This is a genomic window from Fictibacillus sp. b24 (genome assembly GCF_030348825.1).
GTDB lineage: Bacteria > Bacillota > Bacilli > Bacillales > Fictibacillaceae > Fictibacillus.
Genome location: NZ_JAUCES010000005.1, coordinates 3,117,762 through 3,140,068, shown reverse-complemented (window position 1 = coordinate 3,140,068; position 22,307 = coordinate 3,117,762). Strand labels below are relative to the sequence as shown.

The following is a 22,307-nucleotide window of genomic DNA, read 5'->3' as shown; positions in this document are numbered from 1 at the left end:
TTACATAATCTTACAGTTGCTTTCCGTTAACCTTTATATAACAACAAAGAATTACTATATTTTCAAAAAAAATACAGGAGGTGTGACAGGATTCTTAAGAGTAGGATCTGCTTAACAAAAAATATCAGGGAGGGAAAAGTTACATGAGTAAAAAACGAAGAAAAGTACGCTGGCTTTCCGTATTTTTAGTTTTTTTAATGATTGTTCCAATGATGTTCCCATCTCAAGCTAACGCCACAACAAAAGGAAAAGCTTCTACGTCAGCAAAAGAAGCCGCCTTAGAAGGCACGAAAAGCAAGGTTTCCAAAAAAGTAAACGAACAATTCAGCAAGAAAGATAAAGTTACATTCCTCATTAAGTTTAAAGAACAAGTAAACACAGCAGAAGTGGCTAAAAAAGCTGCTAAAGAGGCAAAATCTCAAAAACTATCTGCCAATCAAACGAAATTAATGAAACGTTCCACAGTAGTATCCTCACTTCGCGCAAAAGCGCTTGAAACTCAAAATCACACGAAAAAATACTTAGAAAAACAAGAAAAAGCAGGTAAAGCTGAAAAAATCCAATCTTTTTATGTCGTTAACGGAATGGCAGTAACGGCAACAAAAGATGTAATGGAAGAGATTGCAGCTTTCCCAGAAGTTGAAAAGGTACTACCAAATGAAACAAGACAGCTCATTCAACCTGCAAGTTCTGTAAAGCTTCCAGAGATGCCACAGCCAAAACCATCTTTAAAGGTTGAACCAAAAAACGAAACATCTTCAATAGAATGGAACATCCAACGTGTAGGAGCACCTGAAGTTTGGGGTATGGGAATTGATGGTGCCGGAACGGTTGTAGCCAATATAGACACAGGCGTTCAATGGAATCACCCAGCGTTAAAAGAAAAGTATCGCGGATTTAATCCACAGAATCCTGATGCTGCCGATCATCAATTCAGCTGGTTTGATCCTGTTGGCGGACAATCAGCACCATATGATGATGATGGACACGGTACTCATACGATGGGGACAATGGTAGGTTCAGAACCAAACGGAGGTAATCAGATCGGTGTTGCACCGGGAGCAAAATGGATCGCTGTTAAAGCATTCTCTGCATCAGGTGGAACCGATGTTGACTTACTTGAAGCAGGTGAATGGATTTTAGCACCAAAAGATGCGGAAGGGAACCCTCATCCTGAAAAAGCGCCGGACGTTGTAAATAACTCTTGGGGCGGCGGATCAGGACTTGATGAATGGTACAGAGAGATGGTACAAGCTTGGCGTGCTGCTGAGATATTCCCTGAATTCTCTGCAGGTAATACGACCATCTTTAATCCAGGTGGTCCAGGCTCTGTTGCTACTCCAGCAAACTATCCAGAATCCTTTGCAACAGGTGCAACAGACATTAACGACCGTTTAGCAAGCTTCTCACTACAAGGACCTTCTCCATATGACGAAACAAAGCCTGAAATCTCAGCACCAGGAGTAAATATCCGTTCATCGGTCCCTGGGAGTGCATATGAAGGTGGTTGGAATGGTACATCAATGGCAGGACCGCACGTTTCAGCAGTTGTTGCATTGCTCAGACAGGCTGATGCGAGTCTGACAGTTGAAGAACTTGAAGAAATTTTATTAAATTCAGCAACACCATTAACAGACGCGACTTTCCCTGAATCTCCTAACAATGGTTACGGACACGGTCTAGTAAATGCATTTACAGCCGTATCTTCCGTAGTAACCGGATTAGGCAGAATTGAAGGGACGGTAACTAAAGAAGGAGAGGATACAGAAGCTCCTTCCATCACACATGAAGGACCAAGTGAATCTTACAAAGAGATGCCATTAAATCTTGAAGCAGAAGTGTCAGACAATATTAGTGTCACTTCAGTAGTTCTAAGCTATCAAAACGAAGATGGAAGCTGGACAGACGTGACTGCAGAACGTTCAGGCGGAGATTACAAGTCTGGTACGTACAGTGCTTCTATTCCAGGATCAGCTTTAACAGGTGATTCTATTATCTACAAATGGACAGCTATTGATTTTGGTGGTAATGACATTTCTACGGATAACTACTCTGTAGCATTGTTGCCTGGAATTTCTACTGGGTACAATGAAGACTTTGAAGGTAATCCTACAGGATGGACATCTTTCGGAGCAAATAATAGCTGGGAGCATGGTGTACCAACAAGCGGACCTGGTGCGGCATTCTCTGGTGAAAAAGTATATGCTACTAACCTTGCAGGAAACTATGTAAATAGCGCTAACATGACACTCGTTATGCCGCCAGTAGATCTACCTGAAGGAAACACATACCTTCAGTTCAAACAATGGCATGATCTAGAACGCAACTATGATTATGGACACGTATTCGTTTCAACAGATATGGAAAACTGGACACAAAAGCTTCGCGTTAACTCTACTTCTGGCGGATGGATCGACGGAGAAGTAAATTTGACTGAATACGCGGGACAACGAATTTATGTAGCGTTCAATGTAACATCTGACAGTTCTGTTGTAAAAGCAGGATGGTATTTAGATGATGTGAAACTGCATGACCAGCCAATCATGCCTACACAAAAAGCAAAACTAGGCGGATCTCCAGCAGTTGAAAAAGCACCTATCGCACAGGCGAAACCAAAAGTAGATCCAACTAAAATCAAGCCGATGAAACCTTCTTCTGAAAAAGAACCTACCAAAGACGGTAATGCTGCACCACTAGCTCTTCCGATGCGTGCAGAAGTAAGCGTTCTTGAAACGGGTCGTTCCGTTTATACGAATCCTGAAGATGGTTCATATGGCTTAACGCATGCAGCAGGAACATACACGGTACAAGCTGAGGCTTATGGGTTCCGTTCACAATCACAATCCGTAACCCTTGAAGCAGATGGGACAGCAAGAGCGAACTTTACACTTGAAGAGATTCCAAGAGGAACTGTTTCAGGTACTGTAACAAACGAAGTGACAGGCGAACCGATTGCAGGAGCTACAGTAATGCTTATGGAAGATGCTGCAATTGCACCTGTTCAAACGAATGAAGATGGTACGTATGAAATCTCCGCATACGAAGGCGAGTACACGTTGAAAGTACTAGCTCCTTCTTATTATGGAGAAGAAGTATCCGTTACCATTTCCGGTGGCGGAACAACTGAGCAAGACATCGCGTTAAAACCTTTCATTGGTTACCCAGGTGAGATTGGGTATGACGATGGAACAGCAGAAAATGCACGTGCATGGAACTCTGCAGGAAACGCGTGGGCTGTTAAAATGTCATTAGCGAATGGTAATGAGAAAGCAGCTGTAACAGGAGGATTGTTCCGATTCTGGGATACAGAATGGCCAGTACCAGGTGGAACAGCATTCCAAGTAGCTGTGTATGATGCAAGTGGTCCAGATGGAACGCCTGGTACAAAACTTGCTGGACCTTTTGATGCTACAGCACTTCGTAACGGAGAATGGACACATGTTGATTTAAGTCAGCATGGAATTATGGTCGAAGGAGATTTCTACATGGTGTATATTCAAACGTTCGCAAATCCTAACACACCAGGTCTTGCGACAGATGAAAGTGGAACATGGTCTGGCCGAAGCTATCAGAGCTTAAGCGGGGCTTGGTCACAATCACCAGAAGATGAAGGAAACTACATGATTCGTGCCACAGTGAATTATGAAGTAACAGCACCTGTCATCACTTCTCCTGCAGATGGATCGTTTACAAACGAGGAAAATGTGACGGTATCCGGTACAGCTGCTCCAACGACAACAGTTGATATTTACAATAATGGAGATAAAGTAGCGAGTGCTGAGACAACGGATGAAGGAACTTTCTCGAGTCCAGTAACGCTTGGAAATGGTGCTAACACGCTGACAGCGAAAGCAGTTACAGAGCAAGGTTCCACTGATGAATCTGCTCCAGTAACCGTTACACTCGATCAAACAAAGCCTAAATTGAGCATTACAGCACCAGCGAATGGTTTGAAAACAAATCGTGAAGCTGTAACCGTAACAGGTAAAGCAGATGAAGAGAATCTTGATTGGGTAAAAGTAAACGGTCAAAAAGCTAAGGTGGATGCAGAAGGTAACTATAGCCACCGTATGCTTTTAAATGAAGGTGAAAACGTAATCAAGGTGGTAGCTCTTGATAAGGCAGGAAATCGTCAAGCGAAGACCGTTAAAGTTTATGCCAAATTCGAAGCTCCAGTTATTACAAACTTAAAGCCGGATACTGACAAAGAACTAAAGAGTGGAGAGTCTGTAAAAATTGAATTTGACAGTGAAACAGGATTGGATACGGTATTTGTTATCCATATGCCGCTCACAAATGCAGGAGGCTTGGCAAACGCAACTGAATTGCCTATGCGTGAAACAACAGAAGGACATTATGAAGGATATTACACTGCAACTTCCAACATGAAGGCAGCAGGAGCAGTTGTAGAAGTAATTGCTTCAGATGACTATGGCAACAAAACAGCAGAGAGAGCAACAGGCAAGCTTTATATCAATGAGAAAAAGAAAAAGTAAGAAATAATAAGATATCTAAACCGGTCCTGCCCTAGGGAGGACCGGTTTTTTTATGTGATTTTAGTACCTAGTCATATAATTTGTTCTTAATTCGACAAATATAGAGAATGCTAAATACAAAATATGTGTTAAGATAGTTACGATGTGAAGTTAAAGGAGACTGATTTAATGAGCGAACATTCGAAGTACGACATTCGTGAATGGAAGAAAAAATTAGCACCATTTGAACGCCCGCGTATATCAGCAAGTGTATGGCAGTTAATTAATTCAGTAGGACCATTTATTATCTTATGGGTTCTTGCTTATCTGAGTCTAAATATATCGTTTTGGTTAACCCTTCTTTGTGCTGTTCCTGCAGCAGGTTTCTTAGTTCGTACATTTATCATTTTTCATGATTGCACACACTATTCATTTTTTAAAAGTCGTAAAGCCAATCAGATCGTAGGTATATTTACAGGTTTATTCACATTTTGTTCCTATGAACAATGGAAGAATAGCCATGCAACGCACCATGCTACGAACGGAAACTTAGAAAAGCGCGGTGTTGGTGATGTTTGGACGATGACATTGCAAGAATATGCAGATGCTTCTTGGTTTAAAAGATTACAATATCGAACATATCGAAATCCGATCGTATTATTTTTAATCGGACCATTATATATTTTCTTGATCGATTACCGATTTAATGCGAAAAATGCTTCTAAAAAAGAAAAAGTGCACGTTTGGTTAACGAATGTTGCGTTAGTCGCAATTGTATTAACTGTTGGATTTGCTATCGGCTGGAAAGCATTTTTATTAGTAGAACTGCCGATCTTCTACATCGCAACATTTTCAGGAGTATGGCTGTTCTACGTGCAGCATCAGTTTGAAGATGGTTATTTTGAACATAACGAAAAATGGAACTATGTAGAAGCTGCTTTAAAAGGAAGTTCGTTCTACAAGCTTCCAAAAGTTCTGCAGTGGTTTACAGGAAACATTGGGTTCCACCATGTTCATCACTTGAACTCTCGAGTGCCAAATTATCATTTGGAGAAAGCCCATAAGAGTGATCCGCGACTACAAGATGTGCCAACGCTTACTCTTCTAACAAGCTTAAAATCCTTAACGTTTAAGCTTTGGGATGAACAGTCTAAGAAATTTATTGGCAACAGGGACATTCGTAATTTTATTAGGAAAAACAGAGCAGCATAATTATGAGTCACTCCGCACCGTGTTTCGTTTCTGAACACGGTGAGGGGTGGCTTTTTTTATAAAATTAAAAGTAAGCTGATTGTTAGAATTTTAGACGTTGTAACTGGCACCAAAAGGCTAGCCGTTAGCCAAGTTTTACTTTATAGGCACCATTTGCCCATCATCCTTCATATACTAAACACATGCCGACTCCATACGAAAAGAGGAGGATAAAAATGAAGTTGAATGTACAATATATTCCGCTGCATAAGATTAAACCGAATCTTACCATTAAGATAACAGAACATGTAAAGCAGCTTAGAAATAGAATGTGGGACTGCATGTATATGCTGGTTGTAAAAAGAGAAAAAAATAATGATTTTAGCATTATTTGCGGAAATGACCGTTATGAGTATTTAACGAAACACACAAAAAATAAATACGCGCTATGTATTATAGATGAGCAGTCAAATGAAACGGGTGTGAAATACTGGTTCAAGAATTTATATCGTGCTGAACGAAGGAAAGAAAGAAAAGAGTGGGTACGCGACAATATGAGTATTAACTCTGTATCAATCATTCGTGCTTTTATAAGAGAGGACACAAGATTTAAAGAACTTTCTCATTTTCAGCGGTTAAAAGTAATCTTATTAGCAGTTAAGTATAAGAATACAGTTATTTCATGCATGAAGTCTAAAGTAGGGGACTTGCTTAAAACACGCTAGAATAAAACAAAAAAACAGCACCCCGGGTTCATACCTGGAGTGCCTGTTTCATTTACATATCCCATAAATCACTAACCTTAATTGTTGGATCGACTCTTTTTACTGCATATAAAATTTTTCTTATGGCAATCATTCTTGGATTTTTATTTGGATTAGATGCTAATTCTTCTATTATTTTTCTTTCGATACCAGTTGTTCGAGTTAACCAGTCAGTATCTTTATTATGCTGTTCGAGCCAAAAGCCTAGCTTACTGCGTTTCTGCTCCACTTTGTACATATTCATTGATACCCCCAACTCAAATTCCTTTTCTCTATAATTCTTTGTTACCCTAATGAAGAAGTTATAAAACCTAGGGATTAGTACAATAACGAGTCTTTTGTACTAAAAATTAAAAGAATAGTAAAGGGATAACACTTCAGTGACCATTCAATAGTAATTTTACTAGTAAAAAAATACTAAAAGTTTTCAAGGATGAAGCAAGATTAAATTATTTAAATTTTCAGAGGAATCCTTTATAGTGATAACAAGGTGGTGTTTTTGTTGGAGGATGTTAGGAGTTTGTTGCAAAATTTAAGCAGGAAATATGATAGCTTACAGAAAAGCAGCTTCCGTATGGGTGAGGCAGATCTAACACTCGCACATAGTCATATCTTATATGAAATAAATAAACACGATCAGCTTTCTATGCAGCAAACTGCAGATCTTCTAGGAGTTGATATCACGACTTTCAGCAGACAAATACAAACCTTGATTAAAGCAGGGCTTGTTAAAAAGACTCCCAACCCTAACGATAAAAGAATATATTTGCTTAGCTTGACAGAAAAAGGGGTGCAGACCGCCTCCCATATAGACACGATCATAAATAGCCGTTTAACGGAAAGCTTTTCGCAGCTTTCAGATTTTGAACGTGATACAATTCTTCATTCATTGAAGATACTAACGAAGGTGATGTAACTATTAATAAAAGTGAAACAATAAGAAAGAGTACCTGATCAATCAGATACTCTTGATTAAATGAGAAATTATATGATGGCCGTATATTTATCTTTTTTAATGTTTTTCTTTCCTGACTGAAAGAAGAAAATGGACAAGCAGCTGCTGAAGTTGCTGATCTTGTATATTTTTCTTTGTGAAATGACGTTTCACTAGATGACGGATGATCACTTCACTCATTTTCTTTTCCTCCCTTCTTTGTTTCCCCATATTTCTCCTTCAATCGATAATTATCCTCTAAAATGTCGAAACAATAGTACTGCTTTCCTAGAAATCACGTGTATTTTATTCATAAAGTACATTTGAACGAGAGGACAAGTGATACAAGATTGTTGATTAAATAGTCAGAATATATTGACTAGTGTGAACGCTTTCATATATGATTTAACAGTAAGACCAGGTCATAAGGAGGGGGTTATTGAAGATGAATTCCGTTTGGTTAGCCATTATTGGGATGTTGATGTTTGCGTTTGGGTACAAGTACTACTCCAAGTTCGTAGCAGAAAAAATTTATAAACTTGACCCGAATTATGTTACACCGGCTCACAAGTACAATGATGGAGTCGACTTCGTTCCCACAAACAAATTTGTTTTATGGGGACATCATTTTTCTTCTGTAGCAGGTGCGTCACCAATTGTAGGACCTGCAATCGCACTATACTGGGGCTGGTTGCCAGCATTTTTATGGGTTATTTTCGGTACAGTGTTTGCGGCAGGTATTCATGATTTCGGTACACTTGTACTATCTGCTCGTCATAAGGGGCAATCAGTCGGATCCATTACAAGCACCATCATTGGAAAACGTGCAAAGATTATGTTCTTATTCATTATTTTAATCTTGATGTTAATGGTTAACGCCGTATTTGCATGGGTTATTTCAAATCTGTTCATTAAGTTTCCGGCAAGTGTTTTGCCAGTCTTTATCGAGATCCCATTAGCGGTATGGATTGGTTATGCGGTATACAAACGTAAAAAAGAAATGCTTATTCCGTCCATCATTGCTTTAGTAATCATGTATGGTACAGCTATTCTTTCAAGCAAGATTCCAGCACTCCAGATCGATTTAGTCAAATATTTCGGTGGTGCAGAAGCTGCAGGATTATTTGGTTTAGGTGCAGTTGGTTCTGCATTCTTAGTATGGATCGTCATACTAATGGTTTATTGTTACATATCTTCTGTTCTTCCGGTATGGAAGCTGCTTCAACCTCGTGATTACATCAATTCTCACCAATTAGTGGTTGGCTTGCTTATGCTTTATTTAGGGCTTGTTTTCCTTCAGCCGAAGATTACGGCACCAGCTGTAAACGCTGCTGCAGGAGATGTTCCATGGTTTCCGTTATTATTTATTACAATTGCTTGTGGAGCGATCTCTGGATTCCACGGACTTGTATCATCAGGGACAACTTCCAAACAGCTTGATAAAGAAACAGATGCCCGTTTTGTTGGGTATGCAGGTGCTGTAGGTGAGGGGACTCTTGCATTAATCGCAATCATTGCGGTTTCGACAGTTTTTGCTACACAAGGAGATTTCCTAGCAACGTATAATAGCTTTGCTGCAGCAAGCTCAGGCGGACTTGGTGCCTTTATCGGAGGAGCCGCTCAGCTTGCGACAGGGCTCTGGATTCCAGCTGATATCGCAGCTACAATCGTTGCCGTTATTATCGTAAGTTTTGCTGCCACATCTCTTGATACATCGTTCCGTTTAATGCGTTATATCATTTCAGAGCTTGGAGTAGAATACAAGGTTCGTTCTCTTGAAAAGAAACATGTTGCAACATCCATTGCAGCTGTTTCCTCTACAGCTCTCGTTATCCTTCCTCAAGGTCCGAACGGTTTTGGATCAGGCGGATATCTGTTATGGCCATTGTTTGGAACAAGCAATCAGCTTTTAGCGGGGATTTCCTTGCTCCTTATAACCATCTGGCTAAAACGTCTTGGCCGAAATTACATGGTTACGTTAATTCCGATGCTCTTTGTGTTCTTTATGACACTTTGGGCGATGATTCAGCAGGTTGTGTTTACATGGTCAGGTATGGGAGATAACGATGCAAACATGCTGCTCTTTATTTTCGGAAGCTTGATCTTAGGGTTTACGCTGTGGATTATTTTAGAAGCGTTAGCTACTTTTAGAAAAAAGACAACAGAACCGTTAACAACGGATATGTAATCGTGAAGTAGAGGCTAGGAAAGCTAGTCTCTACTTTCTTTTCAAGGAGGGGACAGCGAGAGATATGTCTATTTTAGAGAAATTGAAAACAGCTGTTGATCTGTACGATCAAATCTTGAAGCAGCCGCATCGTGCAGAAATCGCAAGAGAATTAAGAAATGAAGAGGATTTGTTCATGCTTTTATGTGTATCAGAAATGCTTGGAATTCCTAATCCTGCTTATTATTACACGTTAGAACTTTATCCTCTGCTTTTAGAAAAATTTCATGATTGGCATATGAGAATGGGTATGGATAAATCACCTTTAGAAGGAATTCGCTGCTGTTAGGAGAGAAATTTGATATGAAGATTTATTTTATTGGTGGAAAAGGCGGAGTCGGAAAAAGTACAACGGCTTCTGCATTTGCCGTTCTTTGCGCAAGAGAAGGAAAGAAGACGCTTCTCGTTTCAACTGACCCAGCACATAATACAGGAGATCTTTTTCAAGTGAAAAAAGTAAAAGGGAAAACGAACATTGCCCCAAACCTTGATTTAATTGAAATTGATTCTGACAAAGAAGCCCTGGCGTATATGGAACAAGTGAAGCAAAACATAAAAGGACTAGTAAAGGTGACGATGCTTGAAGAGGTGCACCGTCAGCTCGATCTTGCCGGCAAATCACCTGGCGCTGCAGAAGCGGCTGTATTTGATAAAATGACGTCCATCTTGTTAGAAGACAGCAAAAAGTATGAGACGGTCGTGTTTGATACCGCACCGACAGGGCACACATTAAGACTCTTACTTTTACCAGAATTCATGGGTGTATGGATGGATGGGCTTTTAGAAAAACGAAAGAAGGTTCAGGATAACTACACACAGCTTTTGTACGACGGTGAAACGAGAGAGGATCCAATCTATGAAGTTCTTCAGGCGAGAAGGCAGAAGTTTAGTAAAGTAAGAGAGTTAATCATTGATAAGGAAAAAACGACATATATGATGGTAGTGAATCCTGAGCGTCTGCCCATCTTAGAAACAGAGAGTGCGGTAAAAACATTAAAAGAACATGGCATCTCTGTCAGTAAGATCATCGTAAACAAAGTCATCCCTGAAGAAGTAGAAGGAACATTTATGAGGAACCGGAAAGAAGCAGAGCGGCCGTATCTCGAAGACATTAAACAAATGTTTAAAGATACTGAGAAAATATATGTTCCGATGTTCGACCATGATATCGCAACACGGGAAGGCTTGCAGGAGTATAGCGAGTTTTTAAAAACGACGGAATTGTTGAAGGCATAGAAATAACCAGCGCAGACCTTTTTAGGTGACGCTGGTTTTTCTTTTTGCAAAGTTTGTTGCCCTTGAAGGTAGTTGATTTCCGTTCCAGGTGCTCGCTTTCCTTGGTGCATGCGGTGAGCCACATTTTGGGTTTCACTCTTAAGTGTCTCACCTGCCCGCTTCAAAGGAGTATTCTTGCTCCTGCGTTATATTTTTTTAGCTAAAAACAGCGCTACAGCATGTTTTTTCGTAATCTGATCACCGTTCTTTTGAATCGCCAGCTGTATCCCTTGAAAAAGTGGGTCTTTTTGATCTGCAGGAAGCACTTGATGTCCAGAATGCGTGTTTAAGAGTCCGATATAATCTTCTGCTGAATAAACTTGATTCCATGTATATGTATGGACTTTTAAATCACGAAATTTCCCTGAAGCTAAAGTGAGATCACTGCGCTTTTCAATAAATTCTTCTAATGATGGAATGTTGCGGTCATTAAGATGTGGTGCATGCTTTTTATAAACTTCTCTAATAGATTGATAGACTGCTTCGTCGGATGCCACATGTACGAACCAAAAGAGAGCAAGCACACCGTCTTCATTTAAAAGAGAGGAAACTTTTCGAAAGCCTTCTTCATAAGGAATAAAGTGAAATGCTGTTCCCGAAAAAGCGAGATCGAATTTCTTGTGATCTGGATTAGTCCATTCTTCAAAATCAGAATGAACAATTTGTAGATTAGGATACGGAGAGAATTTCTTCTGAGTCAGCAATGCTAGATTTTCTCCATATTCAATGCAAGTAATATTCGAGTAACCACTTTTTAAGAAACCCTCAGTTGCCTTTCCCGTTCCGCTTCCAATCTCCAAAAGTGAGTCATTCCCATCTAAATCTGAGTAAGAAATAATATCTTTGAACAGATCAGCCGGATAAGCAGGACGGTATCGTTCATAAAAATCCGCGACAAAATTAAACGATTGTTTAAAAGAAGTCATCAATATCAGCCCCAATTAGTTTAAGGAAAATGATACCAAAATTTAGATCTAGTGAATAGAGGAGATTAATAAAATTAAAGGTAAAATGGTTTGTTAACCACTAAAAAACAACTGCCGTTCTAAAGTTTTTGTCCAGCTTCATAAACTTTTTAGGTAAGCATATTATTTTTGATGCGTTTTTTTAAGAAAAATTGTTGTTTTGAAGCTGCCAATATAGTTGGAAAAGGGTATGCTTGCGTGCAAAAATGCAGCGTTTGCGCGTGAAATAATCAAACATGCGCGTAAAAAAGGCGGAAGCGCGTGAAGTAAGGGAATACCGCGCGTAAAAGGCTGCACGCTGCGCGAACGTGTAATAAATATAAGAACACGTACAGCAAGCCTTATGAGGTGGCAAAAAAGTTAAGGGGGCTGAAAATGAGAGATTATTTAAGGTGGTCTGCCATTCCATACCCAGGTGAGTCATATCCCCCAACTCCAGTAACTCCTGAAGCAGGATCATGGCCGATGTTTTTTATTACGAGAAAAGGGAACGAATTTTTTGACCCATTCAGAAACCCAATCACATGGAGAATTAAAGACCCAAACACGATTGATTGGGAGAGTGAGCTTTATATTGTAAAACAAGTGCTTCAGCAGATAACGCCTGAACAGATCAGGATTGCTCAAGTTTGGGCAACTGGCGAGGTAAATAGGCAGACCATGCCCATTGTTTATAATATGATGGAAACTTACGGTCTAGCCTCAACGAAAGCGGCTAGATTTTTAGCATTCTATCAAGCTGCCATTAACGATGCATTTGTGATTACGTGGTACTTTAAATATCTTTGGGATGTTGCAAGACCTTGTCAATACGACCGGAATTTAAAAACGGTATTATACACACCTCGTTTTCCGGGTTACCCTTCTGCACATGCGGTTATGGCTGGGTGTTCTGAGGTGATCTTAAGTTACTATTTTCCACAGGAAAGCTATCGTATTCACCAGTTGATGGAAGAGTGTGCGATGTCGAGATTGTATGCGGGCGTTCATTTTAAAGTTGATAATGATGAGGGGCTGTCATTGGGAAGGCAGCTGGGCGAGATTGTTGTTCAGTTGATCAAATCACAAAATATATGAAAAAAACCGGACGCTGATGGTCCGGTTTTTAATATCCTCTAAATACATATTCTTCTTCGGGTTTTTCAATCTCTTTCCAGCTTTTCACTTTTACATATGGTATATCTGCTTTAAATGGCTGATAATACTGTGTTTCAATGGTTCCATCGACTTTGATCCACTTATCGTTTGGAAACGAGGTGCCTTCAGGAAACTCCACCATCATGCCGAATACACCAGAATCTGCTATGCAGTGAATGATTCCGAAACGAAGGAGGAACAATTCATTTTTTTTGCTCTTAGACTGATTTTCAGCATTATACGTAAACCCTGTAAACTGTACTTTTTTATCGAGGAAAATTCCTGGTTTGTAATAGATGCTTTCCATGCCTTTTAAATAATTTTTGTCGTTTAGCACGACAGTATCGCCTTTCGTAAATGGCTTAAGTTCTTTGTCCATGACCGTGTTATAACTTTCTTTGCCATAGTACACACTCGTATCCGGTTTTAAAAATTGGTGCTCCCCAAAGTCACCTTCATTTTCAAGGCCTTTAAAGTGGAACCCCTTTGTTTTTACCGTCTCGGAATCGAGAGAAGCAATAGGAAAAAACAGACCTGAGATAATCGGGAAAATGAGTATGCTGTTAACTGTGAAATTTTTAAAACGTGAAGGTTTTTTGTGATGGTCATGCCCGCAATCAGCTGTGCAAGAGTTATCATGTACATGCTCGCCGTCATCACTTTTTCCATAGATGTAGAACTGCACGAGCGTTAAAAAACCTAGAATAAATATCGCCGAAAACGAAATATACGAATATTTCATGTTGATGTATTTGCCAATATCACCGGTCGCATGCAAGTGCATGAACAAAAAAGTAAAGCCAATGAGTATCAGGATACGAATCATACGATAACACCTCCCTAAAGAAATAATGATCCGAGCAGCACAAGGACCGTAATATAGCCGATCAGACTTAACACTAATTTCTTCTTAAAAGCAGCAAGCATCATCAGCACATTCTTAATATCGAGCATCGGTCCGTATACAAGGAACGCAACGATCGATCCTATCGTAAACGTGCTCTGGAAAGAAGACGCGATAAAGGCATCGGCTTCTGAGCAAAGTGAGAGCACAAAAGCTAATCCCATCATTACGAGAGAAGAGGAAACTGCACCTTGTCCGATTTCAAGCAATGTTGAAGTTTTCACGTACGTTTGCATGCTTGCGGCAATTAACGCACCGACAACGAGGTATTTACCCACTGAAAAAAATTCTTCAACTGCGTGTACAAATGTGCCTTTGATCTTATTGTATAGAGAGATCTGAGGTGCTGAAACAGTTGCAGCTGTTTCCATGCCACCTGGTGAATTTGCAATTACACCAATCTCATTTTTCAGCACTTTTGCATTCTTAAACTGAACAGCTAGTAAAAAACCTACAAGTATCGCCACGATCATGGCAAGACCGCCTCGATAGATCATGACATCCCACTGATTGCCGAATGCGACAAAAGTAGAAAATAACACTACAGGATTAATAATAGGTCCTGTCAGCATAAAAGGGATGGCAGCAAAAGCAGGAACTCCCTTAGCAATTAACCTTCTTGTAATCGGAACAATTCCACATTCACAAGCGGGGAAAATAGCTCCTAAGAAAGCACCAAACAAAATCGCGGCCACTTTGTTCTTAGGCATGATCCGTGCCACCATTTCTTCTGTAACAAACATCTGAATCACACCAGCAATGAGCACACCGATCAGAACAAACGGAAGTGCTTCAATGAGGATGCTAATAAATACGGTATTCATCTGTAAAAAAGATTTGTCGAGCATCCAAGTATTCCTCCAAACGAATCAGCGATTAACAAACTAATTCTTATCATAAAAAATAAAATTTGTGAAATTTAATTCATCATTAACTTCACTATAACGTATCAATTGAAGGAATATAAATGGAAAATAAAGAATTAGAAGATTGTGGGAAATGGGGTCTGACCCCAAACAATTTATTTCCCGCGCTGAAATTGAGCAAGAGGGGGTACAGGATGAACCATTTTGACCTGCGTCCGAAGCGGCGTTCGGCATTTCGAATCTCGCTAGGCAAAAAGTATTATACGTTAAAAAGATACATAGAATGGTTTACCGATGATAAGAAATATGCAAAAAGTATAAGCAGCGAAAAACTTCCTTTCGTCAGTTTTTCGCATCAGACCATTCTTCTTCGGAAATTGAAAGACGTGGACATGTGGTATCAGCACAACAAAGTGAAAAATCTTCAGATCGCCATTAAACGATTAAACGGAATCGTGGTTAAGCCTGGAGAGACATTTTCCTATTGGAAGGGAATCGGAACGACAACCCGTTCGAAAGGCTACGTTGATGGAATGGTTCTGTTCTACGGAACGTTTAAAAAGGGAACGGGAGGAGGGCTTTGTCAGCTGTCCAACTTGATTTACTGGATGACGCTGCACACACCGCTGACCGTAACGGAGCGTCATCGGCATAGCTATGATGTGTTTCCTGATTCAAAGCGCACACAGCCATTCGGAAGCGGAGCAACCTGTGCTTATAATTATTTGGATCTGCAGATCAAAAACACGACCGATAAAAACTACCAGCTTCACCTTTACCTGACGGATACTCATCTTGTTGGAGAATGGCGAACTGAGCAGGAACCACTGCAATCATACCAAGTGTATGAAAAAGAACATTGGATCACACCGGCATATTGGGGTGGTTATCTCAGACACAATCTTATTCATCGCAAAGTGTTCAACAAGATGAAGCAGCAGATTGATGATGAATATGTAACAGAAAACCATGCAATCATGATGTATGAACCTCTCTTAGAAACCAGTCAAAAAGAGGCATAAAAAAACCTTGGCCGAAAAAGCGGACCAAGGTTTTACTTTGTCTGTAATTCTGTTAATCCCAAAAGTTCCAATAAAGGCTCTGGTTTCAGCTGTTTACGGCCATCAGCAGATTTTAAGGTGAAAGAAGGGAGTTCAGGGTCATAATGAATTTCGATTTTTTTACCGTTCACTTCGACAATCCCGTAATCCTTTTGAAGGGAAGCATCTTCTTTATCAATTGCTTCATCATTAACCCATTTAACAAATTGCTCAATCTTGTTAAGATCGGTTATTGTGCTGCAAGTGTCAGCTTCTTTATTAGCATAAACACAAATACTGCTCGGGATCGCCTCAATCCAATTCGTGCTGCGCATAATAGGTCTAAGGTCAAACCTAACTTCTGTTGTGTTTTCATTAGGAATCCATCCGCCGCCTATATGCAGTTCTTTACCATCCTTTTCCCAGGTCATCATAAACCCGCCCCAATCTTCAATGAATGCTTGTTTATGAACAAGTTTCCAGCCATGAAGAGGCATCTGCTTTTTATAAAACCCATAAACGTCATACCAATGATTTCCTTTGATTAAATAGTTATGTTCTTGAAATTCTAACCCTTTATAAAGCGGAAGGTCATCACGCTTTTCGGGAACAACGGTAACTGATGCGTAACGATTTTTTTCGTTCATATAACTGTAAACAGAAACACCTGAAACGAAAAAGGCGATACACACACAAGCTATTATTAATATCTTTTTCATCGTTACCTCCCGATTTTTTCTTTAATGTTATTTTAACAGAAAAAGGGAATAGTGAAGTTGATTTTTTAATCCTACTCCTGCTAATTCATTTGAAAAAGTAAATTTCATGACTTATTGTAGAAAAATACCGCATGTGAAAAGAAAAAATGTTTGAAATACGCGAAAAGAGTTAAGAAGATTATGGAAATGATAATATAAAAGAAAGCTCTTTTCTAAAGGATTGTTGTTTATCAAACATCAGCAGAGGAAAACTACTGTAAAGAGCAACATTGTATGCGAAGACAGCCTAAGAGAAAGAGAGAGGAGGTCTGCTCATGATTCGAACAATAGCGATTATTGATCAAAAAGTAATTCTCAACCCGCCATTTAGGCAATTGGCTGAAATGCAGCCGGATTGGTTCTGGGTGGATTTTAACAGTCCTACTCCTGGTGAAACAAACCTTCTTCGCTCGTTTTTTGACTTTCATCCCTTGGCAGTAGAGGACTGTGTAAATGCACTGCAGCGGCCAAAGGTAGAATTCTATGAAGAGCACTTGTTTTATGTTGTTCATGCTTTGGATCAAAAGACACTTGAAGCGACAGAAGTTGATATCTTTACTACAAAGAACAGTGTCGTAACTTTTCATAAGGCGAACGTTCCTGAGATTGATTTTGTATGGAATTATTTAAGAGGGTTAGAGACCGTTCCGTCAGAATTGGGAAAAAACGAACTTGTGCATAAGCTGATGGATAAGCTTGTAGATATGTATTTTCCGATCATGCATGAATTAGAAGAGCGCGTAATTTCCATCGAAAGCAATGAAGATGATGAAGCGCCAAAGCTGATCAATCAGATTTTTGATATTAGAGGGGATCTGCTGACATTAAGAAAAACGGTTGTACCGATGCGTGAGCTTTTATACCGTATGCTTGAGTCAAAACGAGTTGGTTTGGATGCGGATGAAAGGTCCTATTTTCATGACATCTATGACCATCTCTTGAGGTTGACTGATATGATGACTTCAGCTCGAGAGATGACGTCAGATATTCGGGATAACTATATTTCGTTAAACTCGTATCGAATGAACAATATCATGAAAACATTAACGGTCATCACAACGATCTTCATGCCATTAACGTTCATTGCGGGATTATATGGAATGAACTTTGTTAACATGCCAGAGCTTCAAACAGAGAATGGTTACTTTTACGTACTTGGCTTTATGGTTTTATTAGGTATCGTGATGTCCATTTGGTTTAAGAAAAAAGGGTGGTTCGAACAGGATTAACAGCTGTTTAAAATGTGTTTAACAGGGGAACCTACATGTAAAGAACCGTTTGGAGGGAAACCAAATGAAAAAAGATATTATCGGTACATACACAAGAGAAGAAGAAGCGGTTGGCGCGATCAAAGCACTCGTTGAAAAAGGCTATCATCCATCCGAAATTTCTATTGTTGCTAAAGACGATGAAATGATAGACAGTGTTGCTGACGAAACACATGTTAAAGAAGAAAGAGTTTTGGACGATGACGTGGATAATGCCACTTATGGAACGATTGCCGGCTTTTTAACAGGAATCGGAGGCGGTATCGCCGTTCCGGGCCTTGGGGTTCCAGGTGTTGGTCCTCTTCTCGCAGCTGGTCCTTTTGCAGCAATGTTTGATGACGGTGAAAAGGATATGAAAGAAATACTTCTAAATATGGACGTGACAAAAGATGATGCAGAACGCTACATGCAGGATCTGCAGGACGGAAAGATTCTCGTCATGGTGGAACGAAAATAATGCAATACTTAGGAAGACACCTTTTGATGAGGTGTCTTTTTTCGTATAGAAATAGGGTTCCAGGAAAAAAATAACTTCAGTATATATGATGAAGGTGTTGGGACTCTATGAAAAAAACGAAAACTTCTTCCTTATCCATTCTTGTTTTATTGATTACCGGGACGGTTTTTATCGTTTTAACAATTGTGAGAAATCAAGATCCATACCGTTCACTTGATGAAAGCTGCAGCCGGTCAATTTATGATTCAAAATTCTTTTCAAATCCATTCATGCTGTTTTTCACTAGGCTGGGATCAGGTTTTTTTACGATTCCATTAGGTATAATCTTGTTTCTAAGCTACAATAACACAGGAGATCGAGATAAAAGGAACATCATGATCTTTAACATAATTGGCATCCGGCTTTTAACCACACTTTTTAAACAGCTGTTTAAAAGAACACCTCCTGAATGGGAAAGAAGAGTCAAAGCTAGTCCGTACGGGTACCCGAGTGCTCATGCTATGAATGCAGCTGCCTTTTATAGCTTGCTGCTTAGTTTCTCCGGCTTATATAAGAACACTAAGATTATAGCAGGCTATATCGTGTTTCTATTTTTAATCGGGGTAAGCAGAGTAAAGTTAGGCGTTCATTATGTGCTGGATGTAATTGCAGGAATAGCTGGCGGAGTGTTTTACAATTCTGCAGTTATAAAAACATATCAATTGTTTGTTAGGCGCTAAGCATTTTTAGCGTCTTTTTTTATGAGTGGTTTTGAAACTTTTTCCAATATTTTTCGTATATACCTATATATGAAATGCGGGGTGTTTTACATGGGTATTTTATTAGACGTGGTATTTGGTATCTTAATTGCATCTGGAATCGGCATAGCACTTTATCACCTCTTCAAAAATTTTAAAGATAAAAAGAGAGCCGTCCCTGTTTACGGATTGTCATATAGCGGAGAATATACACAAAAGAATTTTTGGACAAATGAGATCATTATTATTGTTCTCGTCACGCAAGGATTTGGTTTTTTGAAGCTCTCCATGCCTGTGAATATTTTAATGATCTGCTTACTTGTTATACTCACACTTCTTTATTTCACTCAGTTCTTGCGAGGTGCGATCGGTAAAAAAGGTGTTGTCTCTGCTACAAAGTTTTATAACTGGAAACAGATCGATTCCGTAGATTGGATTACAGGACTTCAGGCGGAAAACCCTGGATATCCGAGCTGGGGTTTGGTTCGTTTTCATACGGGTGACAAATATGTGGAGTTCGTGATTAAGAAAAAAGAAGAGGATAACGTTCGATCATTTGTTGAGAAGCATATGAATTTAGCAAAAGCAAATTAGTTCACTCGATTAGTTTTTAGATAAAAGGTATTCTGTCTTTTTCCTAGAATAAGTTAGATGTAAAAGGGAAAAGGTGGTTTTACAATGAAACCATATGTAAAAGCCGGGTTGATTACTGCCGGAATAATCGTTCTAATTAGCACGTATCTGATCGGAACGTATGTAGAGAAATTAAATGTCCAAAGAGAAAGCCTAAATGTGGACCCGCTGAATTTTGTCAGTATTTTATTAGGTCTATCTCTAATTGTAATTGGCTTAAGAATAAAAACGAAAAAAGAGATCGATGCAGAAAACAGTGCGAAATAGGCACTGTTTTTTTAGGTGTTTTGTAGACGGTTCCAATTTTTTGTATAATACAAGAAGTTAATACATTCATTGAGTCAGAGGAGACAATCATGAAATACGAAGATTTTAAAGAAATCGTGCACGGCAGAAGAAGTGTTCGTAAGTTTACAGATGAATCAGTTGCTCAAGAAGATATTTATGAGATCATGGATTGCGCTCGCTATGCGCCGAGTGATACCAACTCTCAAACATGGGAATTCATCGTAATCCGCAACAAAGATAAAGTGAAAAAAATTGAAGAGATGACGTGGGATGCTATTCATAAATTGGCAGCCAGAGCGGAAGGCAACGGCAAAACGAAGGAAGCGAAATTACTGACTCGTTCGTTTGGTCCTTATGCAACAGCATTCTCAGGAGCTCCTGTGTTAATCATCTGTTTAGCTACTCCATACGAGTCGAAGTTCCGAGAAAAAATCTTTGATCCGATCGAGCTTGCGGAAGAATCCGTATGGGAAGAAGAAGGGATTAAGAGCAGCTGTCTCGCAATCCAGAACTTAATGCTGGCAGCACATGCGCGTGGTCTAGGTTCATGTCCGATGACAGGCCCTGTGTTATTGGCTCAAGATGCAATTCGTGAATATCTGGATATTTCGTCTGAGAAGCAGATCAATATGGTCATATCACTTGGTCATCCGCAAGATCAGCCGAAAAAACTGGCACGAAAAGCAGTAGAAGAGATCGTGACATACGTAGATTAAGACTTACAAGAAATTTTTATGGTTTGAAGCTCGTTCAGCGGCACATCGTGCACGCTGGACGAGCGCCATACGAAAAATACGAGCGCCATACGAAAAATACGAGCGCCATACGAAAAATACGAGCGCCATACGAAAAATACGAGCGCCATACGAAAAATACGAGCGCCATACGAAAAATACGAGCGCCATACGAAAAATACGAGCGCCATACGAAAAATACGAGCGCCATACGAAAAATACGAGCGCCATACGAAAAATACGAGCGCCATACGAAAAATACGAGCGCCATACGAAAAATACGAGCGCCATACGAAAAATACGAGCGCCATACGAAAAATACGAGCGCCATACGAAAAATACGAGCGCCATACGAAACGCCTCAGAACTTTGAAATCCCATCCTCTGTATCTTCCACTCATCCATCTCCCTGTGACTTCAGACCTACAAATTTTTAAATGAAAAAAGGATTTTTTTCGACAGTTACCGAATATGTGTTTCATAAAACGTATTTTCATAAAAAGAAAGAGGAACATCTTATGAAAGAGACATTTGATTTGATTGACTATGCTCTGCAAAAAAGTGGACTTGGAGAGCTTAAAGATCCAACGCAAGTGCAATACTTAGGCGAAGGGGCTTGGCATTATGCTTATCTCGTTCAGTTGCGTACGGGTGACCCGGTAGTCGTTCGGTTTCCTAAAGCAGAAGCATATGGCAGAAAAGTTGAGTTTGATGAATCGGCTTCTTACGCCGAATATGCTGGTACAAAAGCGTACTATGAACTCGCTAACTCAGTTAAGCCGGGAATCTGTCCAGAATTCTTTTACTACCATGTAGAAAAAGACAAAACGTTTACGGTTGAGTCGTATGCAGGTAAAGCCATTAAACTTGAACATTTTACATATGTAGAAGCGTTTCAAGTAGGTGCAGAATTGGGTGAGTTCTTCAGGAATATGAATGATGCTCAACATGGATTAAAAGGCTTTGGATATCTGCAATGGAACGGAAAGAACATCGAAGGTCAGCTTCAGTCGAATGTTTCTGAGTTTATGAAGAAAGAGAACGAAGAGTATATCTCTGATTTTAAAAAGTTTATAGATACTTATAACAGCTCTATACAGCCAGCAGCTCTTATTCAGCTTCAAGAATGTATGAAGAATAGAGAGATTAAACACCAAACAATAAGTTTTACAAATCAAGATACTTCAACTGAAAATTTATTGCTTCACTTAGACGGCAGAGTAAGTCTAATCGATCCAGTGCCTATTCTATATAGCGGAGATTCATTAGCTGGAAACTTAATGAATAACTACCGAACTCTGTACCCGACGTTCTTTAATGCACAACGCTATGCAAAACATGAATTTGATCGTTTTGAAGACAGATTGCACAGAATGGCAGATGGATTTTTAGAAGGATATTCTAATGGCGACCTTATTGTAAAACAGAGAGTGAAACAAGAAGAGTTCATTCAGTTGACAAGTTTAGCTGCATCGCATTGGGAACTGCTCCAGTCTGATGAATTAACGTCTGAACAAAAAATTCGTTACGGAGAAAGGGAGGCAATCGCCAACCGAATACCGGTACTTGTGAAAAGGATTGAAGAATTTCAGTGGACCGATGAAAAAAGTGGAACAAAGTTAGCATAATTGGCATAGCATGGGCATAATCTTAA

General features: G+C 39.6%; 23 protein-coding genes. 16 read left to right on the top strand and 7 right to left on the bottom strand.

The genetic code is table 11. From position 1 onward, the window contains the following. Window positions 1–143: 143 nt before the first annotated feature. From QUF49_RS16365 to QUF49_RS16355, 3 genes are all read left to right on the top strand, one after another. On the top strand, window positions 144–4,496 hold the full coding sequence (locus QUF49_RS16365) for a S8 family peptidase (protein ID WP_289496737.1): 4,353 nt from the start codon (window positions 144–146) through the stop codon (window positions 4,494–4,496). Window positions 4,497–4,664: 168 nt separating this feature from the next. Then, window positions 4,665–5,687: a fatty acid desaturase gene (locus tag QUF49_RS16360; protein ID WP_289496736.1), complete on the top strand. Its 1,023-nt coding sequence runs from the start codon at window positions 4,665–4,667 to the stop codon at window positions 5,685–5,687. A gap of 215 nt (window positions 5,688–5,902) precedes the next feature. After that, entirely contained in the window at window positions 5,903–6,391 is a 489-nt protein-coding gene (locus QUF49_RS16355; RefSeq protein ID WP_289496735.1) for a hypothetical protein, read from the top strand. Window positions 6,392–6,443: 52 nt separating this feature from the next. Here QUF49_RS16355 and QUF49_RS16350 read toward each other — a convergent pair whose 3' ends face one another. Continuing rightward, on the bottom strand, window positions 6,444–6,674 hold the full coding sequence (locus QUF49_RS16350) for a hypothetical protein (protein ID WP_289496734.1): 231 nt from the start codon (window positions 6,672–6,674) through the stop codon (window positions 6,444–6,446). A 276-nt stretch (window positions 6,675–6,950) separates the two neighbouring features. Between QUF49_RS16350 and QUF49_RS16345 the strand changes: the two genes are divergently transcribed. Then, window positions 6,951–7,346 (top strand): MarR family winged helix-turn-helix transcriptional regulator, encoded by a 396-nt coding sequence (locus tag QUF49_RS16345; protein WP_353958312.1) that lies wholly within the window; start codon window positions 6,951–6,953, stop codon window positions 7,344–7,346. 96 nt (window positions 7,347–7,442) lie between these two features. Here the strand turns inward: QUF49_RS16345 and QUF49_RS16340 are convergent, their stop codons facing one another. Then, window positions 7,443–7,565, bottom strand: coding sequence for a hypothetical protein (locus tag QUF49_RS16340; protein WP_289496732.1), 123 nt, complete (start codon window positions 7,563–7,565; stop codon window positions 7,443–7,445). Window positions 7,566–7,809: 244 nt separating this feature from the next. Between QUF49_RS16340 and QUF49_RS16335 the strand changes: the two genes are divergently transcribed. The 3 genes from QUF49_RS16335 to QUF49_RS16325 all read left to right on the top strand — a co-directional run bounded on the left by QUF49_RS16335 (window position 7,810) and on the right by QUF49_RS16325 (window position 10,827). Then, complete coding sequence (locus tag QUF49_RS16335; protein ID WP_289496731.1) at window positions 7,810–9,552, top strand: carbon starvation CstA family protein; 1,743 nt, start codon at window positions 7,810–7,812, stop codon at window positions 9,550–9,552. Between the two features lie 64 nt (window positions 9,553–9,616). Then, window positions 9,617–9,880: a cory-CC-star protein gene (locus QUF49_RS16330; RefSeq protein WP_289496730.1), complete on the top strand. Its 264-nt coding sequence runs from the start codon at window positions 9,617–9,619 to the stop codon at window positions 9,878–9,880. Window positions 9,881–9,894: 14 nt separating this feature from the next. Then, the gene (locus tag QUF49_RS16325) at window positions 9,895–10,827 is read left to right on the top strand and encodes an ArsA family ATPase (RefSeq protein WP_289496729.1); all 933 of its coding nucleotides are present in this window, start codon (window positions 9,895–9,897) and stop codon (window positions 10,825–10,827) included. Window positions 10,828–11,012: 185 nt separating this feature from the next. Here QUF49_RS16325 and QUF49_RS16320 read toward each other — a convergent pair whose 3' ends face one another. Further along, a complete protein-coding gene (locus QUF49_RS16320; protein ID WP_289496728.1) occupies window positions 11,013–11,792 on the bottom strand; it encodes an rRNA adenine N-6-methyltransferase family protein in 780 nt (259 codons plus the stop codon). A 414-nt stretch (window positions 11,793–12,206) separates the two neighbouring features. Here QUF49_RS16320 and QUF49_RS16315 point away from each other — a divergent pair, with 414 nt between their 5' ends. Next, window positions 12,207–12,908 (top strand): vanadium-dependent haloperoxidase, encoded by a 702-nt coding sequence (locus QUF49_RS16315; RefSeq protein WP_289496727.1) that lies wholly within the window; start codon window positions 12,207–12,209, stop codon window positions 12,906–12,908. Between the two features lie 28 nt (window positions 12,909–12,936). On the opposite strand, the gene QUF49_RS16310 is transcribed toward QUF49_RS16315, so the two are convergent. Together QUF49_RS16310 and QUF49_RS16305 are read right to left on the bottom strand one after the other, a co-directional pair. After that, window positions 12,937–13,794, bottom strand: a complete 858-nt coding sequence (locus tag QUF49_RS16310) for a TIGR03943 family putative permease subunit (protein WP_289496725.1) — start codon at window positions 13,792–13,794, stop codon at window positions 12,937–12,939. 14 nt (window positions 13,795–13,808) lie between these two features. Next, window positions 13,809–14,720, bottom strand: a complete 912-nt coding sequence (locus QUF49_RS16305; protein WP_289496724.1) for a permease — start codon at window positions 14,718–14,720, stop codon at window positions 13,809–13,811. A gap of 212 nt (window positions 14,721–14,932) precedes the next feature. On the opposite strand from QUF49_RS16305, the gene QUF49_RS16300 reads away from it, so the two are divergent. Continuing rightward, a complete protein-coding gene (locus QUF49_RS16300; RefSeq protein WP_289496723.1) occupies window positions 14,933–15,760 on the top strand; it encodes a VanW family protein in 828 nt (275 codons plus the stop codon). Window positions 15,761–15,792: 32 nt separating this feature from the next. Here the strand turns inward: QUF49_RS16300 and QUF49_RS16295 are convergent, their stop codons facing one another. Further along, entirely contained in the window at window positions 15,793–16,497 is a 705-nt protein-coding gene (locus QUF49_RS16295) for a hypothetical protein (RefSeq protein WP_289496721.1), read from the bottom strand. A gap of 314 nt (window positions 16,498–16,811) precedes the next feature. Here QUF49_RS16295 and corA point away from each other — a divergent pair, with 314 nt between their 5' ends. The 6 genes from corA (at window position 16,812) to QUF49_RS16265 (ending at window position 20,635) form a co-directional block, all read left to right on the top strand. After that, complete coding sequence (corA, locus tag QUF49_RS16290) at window positions 16,812–17,765, top strand: magnesium/cobalt transporter CorA (protein ID WP_289496720.1); 954 nt, start codon at window positions 16,812–16,814, stop codon at window positions 17,763–17,765. 64 nt (window positions 17,766–17,829) lie between these two features. Beyond that, window positions 17,830–18,261 carry a general stress protein gene (locus QUF49_RS16285; protein ID WP_289496719.1) on the top strand — a complete coding sequence of 144 codons (432 nt, stop codon included), beginning with the start codon at window positions 17,830–17,832 and terminating at the stop codon, window positions 18,259–18,261. Window positions 18,262–18,368: 107 nt separating this feature from the next. Then, window positions 18,369–18,980, top strand: a complete 612-nt coding sequence (locus QUF49_RS16280) for a phosphatase PAP2 family protein (protein WP_289496718.1) — start codon at window positions 18,369–18,371, stop codon at window positions 18,978–18,980. Between the two features lie 90 nt (window positions 18,981–19,070). After that, complete coding sequence (locus QUF49_RS16275) at window positions 19,071–19,592, top strand: hypothetical protein (protein WP_289496716.1); 522 nt, start codon at window positions 19,071–19,073, stop codon at window positions 19,590–19,592. 84 nt (window positions 19,593–19,676) lie between these two features. Next, the gene (locus QUF49_RS16270; RefSeq protein ID WP_289496715.1) at window positions 19,677–19,898 is read left to right on the top strand and encodes a hypothetical protein; all 222 of its coding nucleotides are present in this window, start codon (window positions 19,677–19,679) and stop codon (window positions 19,896–19,898) included. Between the two features lie 89 nt (window positions 19,899–19,987). Then, window positions 19,988–20,635 (top strand): nitroreductase family protein, encoded by a 648-nt coding sequence (locus tag QUF49_RS16265; protein ID WP_289496714.1) that lies wholly within the window; start codon window positions 19,988–19,990, stop codon window positions 20,633–20,635. Window positions 20,636–20,638: 3 nt separating this feature from the next. On the opposite strand, the gene QUF49_RS16260 is transcribed toward QUF49_RS16265, so the two are convergent. Next, window positions 20,639–21,034, bottom strand: a complete 396-nt coding sequence (locus QUF49_RS16260) for a hypothetical protein (protein WP_289496713.1) — start codon at window positions 21,032–21,034, stop codon at window positions 20,639–20,641. Window positions 21,035–21,171: 137 nt separating this feature from the next. Here QUF49_RS16260 and QUF49_RS16255 point away from each other — a divergent pair, with 137 nt between their 5' ends. Next, window positions 21,172–22,281 carry a hypothetical protein gene (locus QUF49_RS16255; protein ID WP_289496712.1) on the top strand — a complete coding sequence of 370 codons (1,110 nt, stop codon included), beginning with the start codon at window positions 21,172–21,174 and terminating at the stop codon, window positions 22,279–22,281. Window positions 22,282–22,307 lie beyond the last annotated feature (26 nt).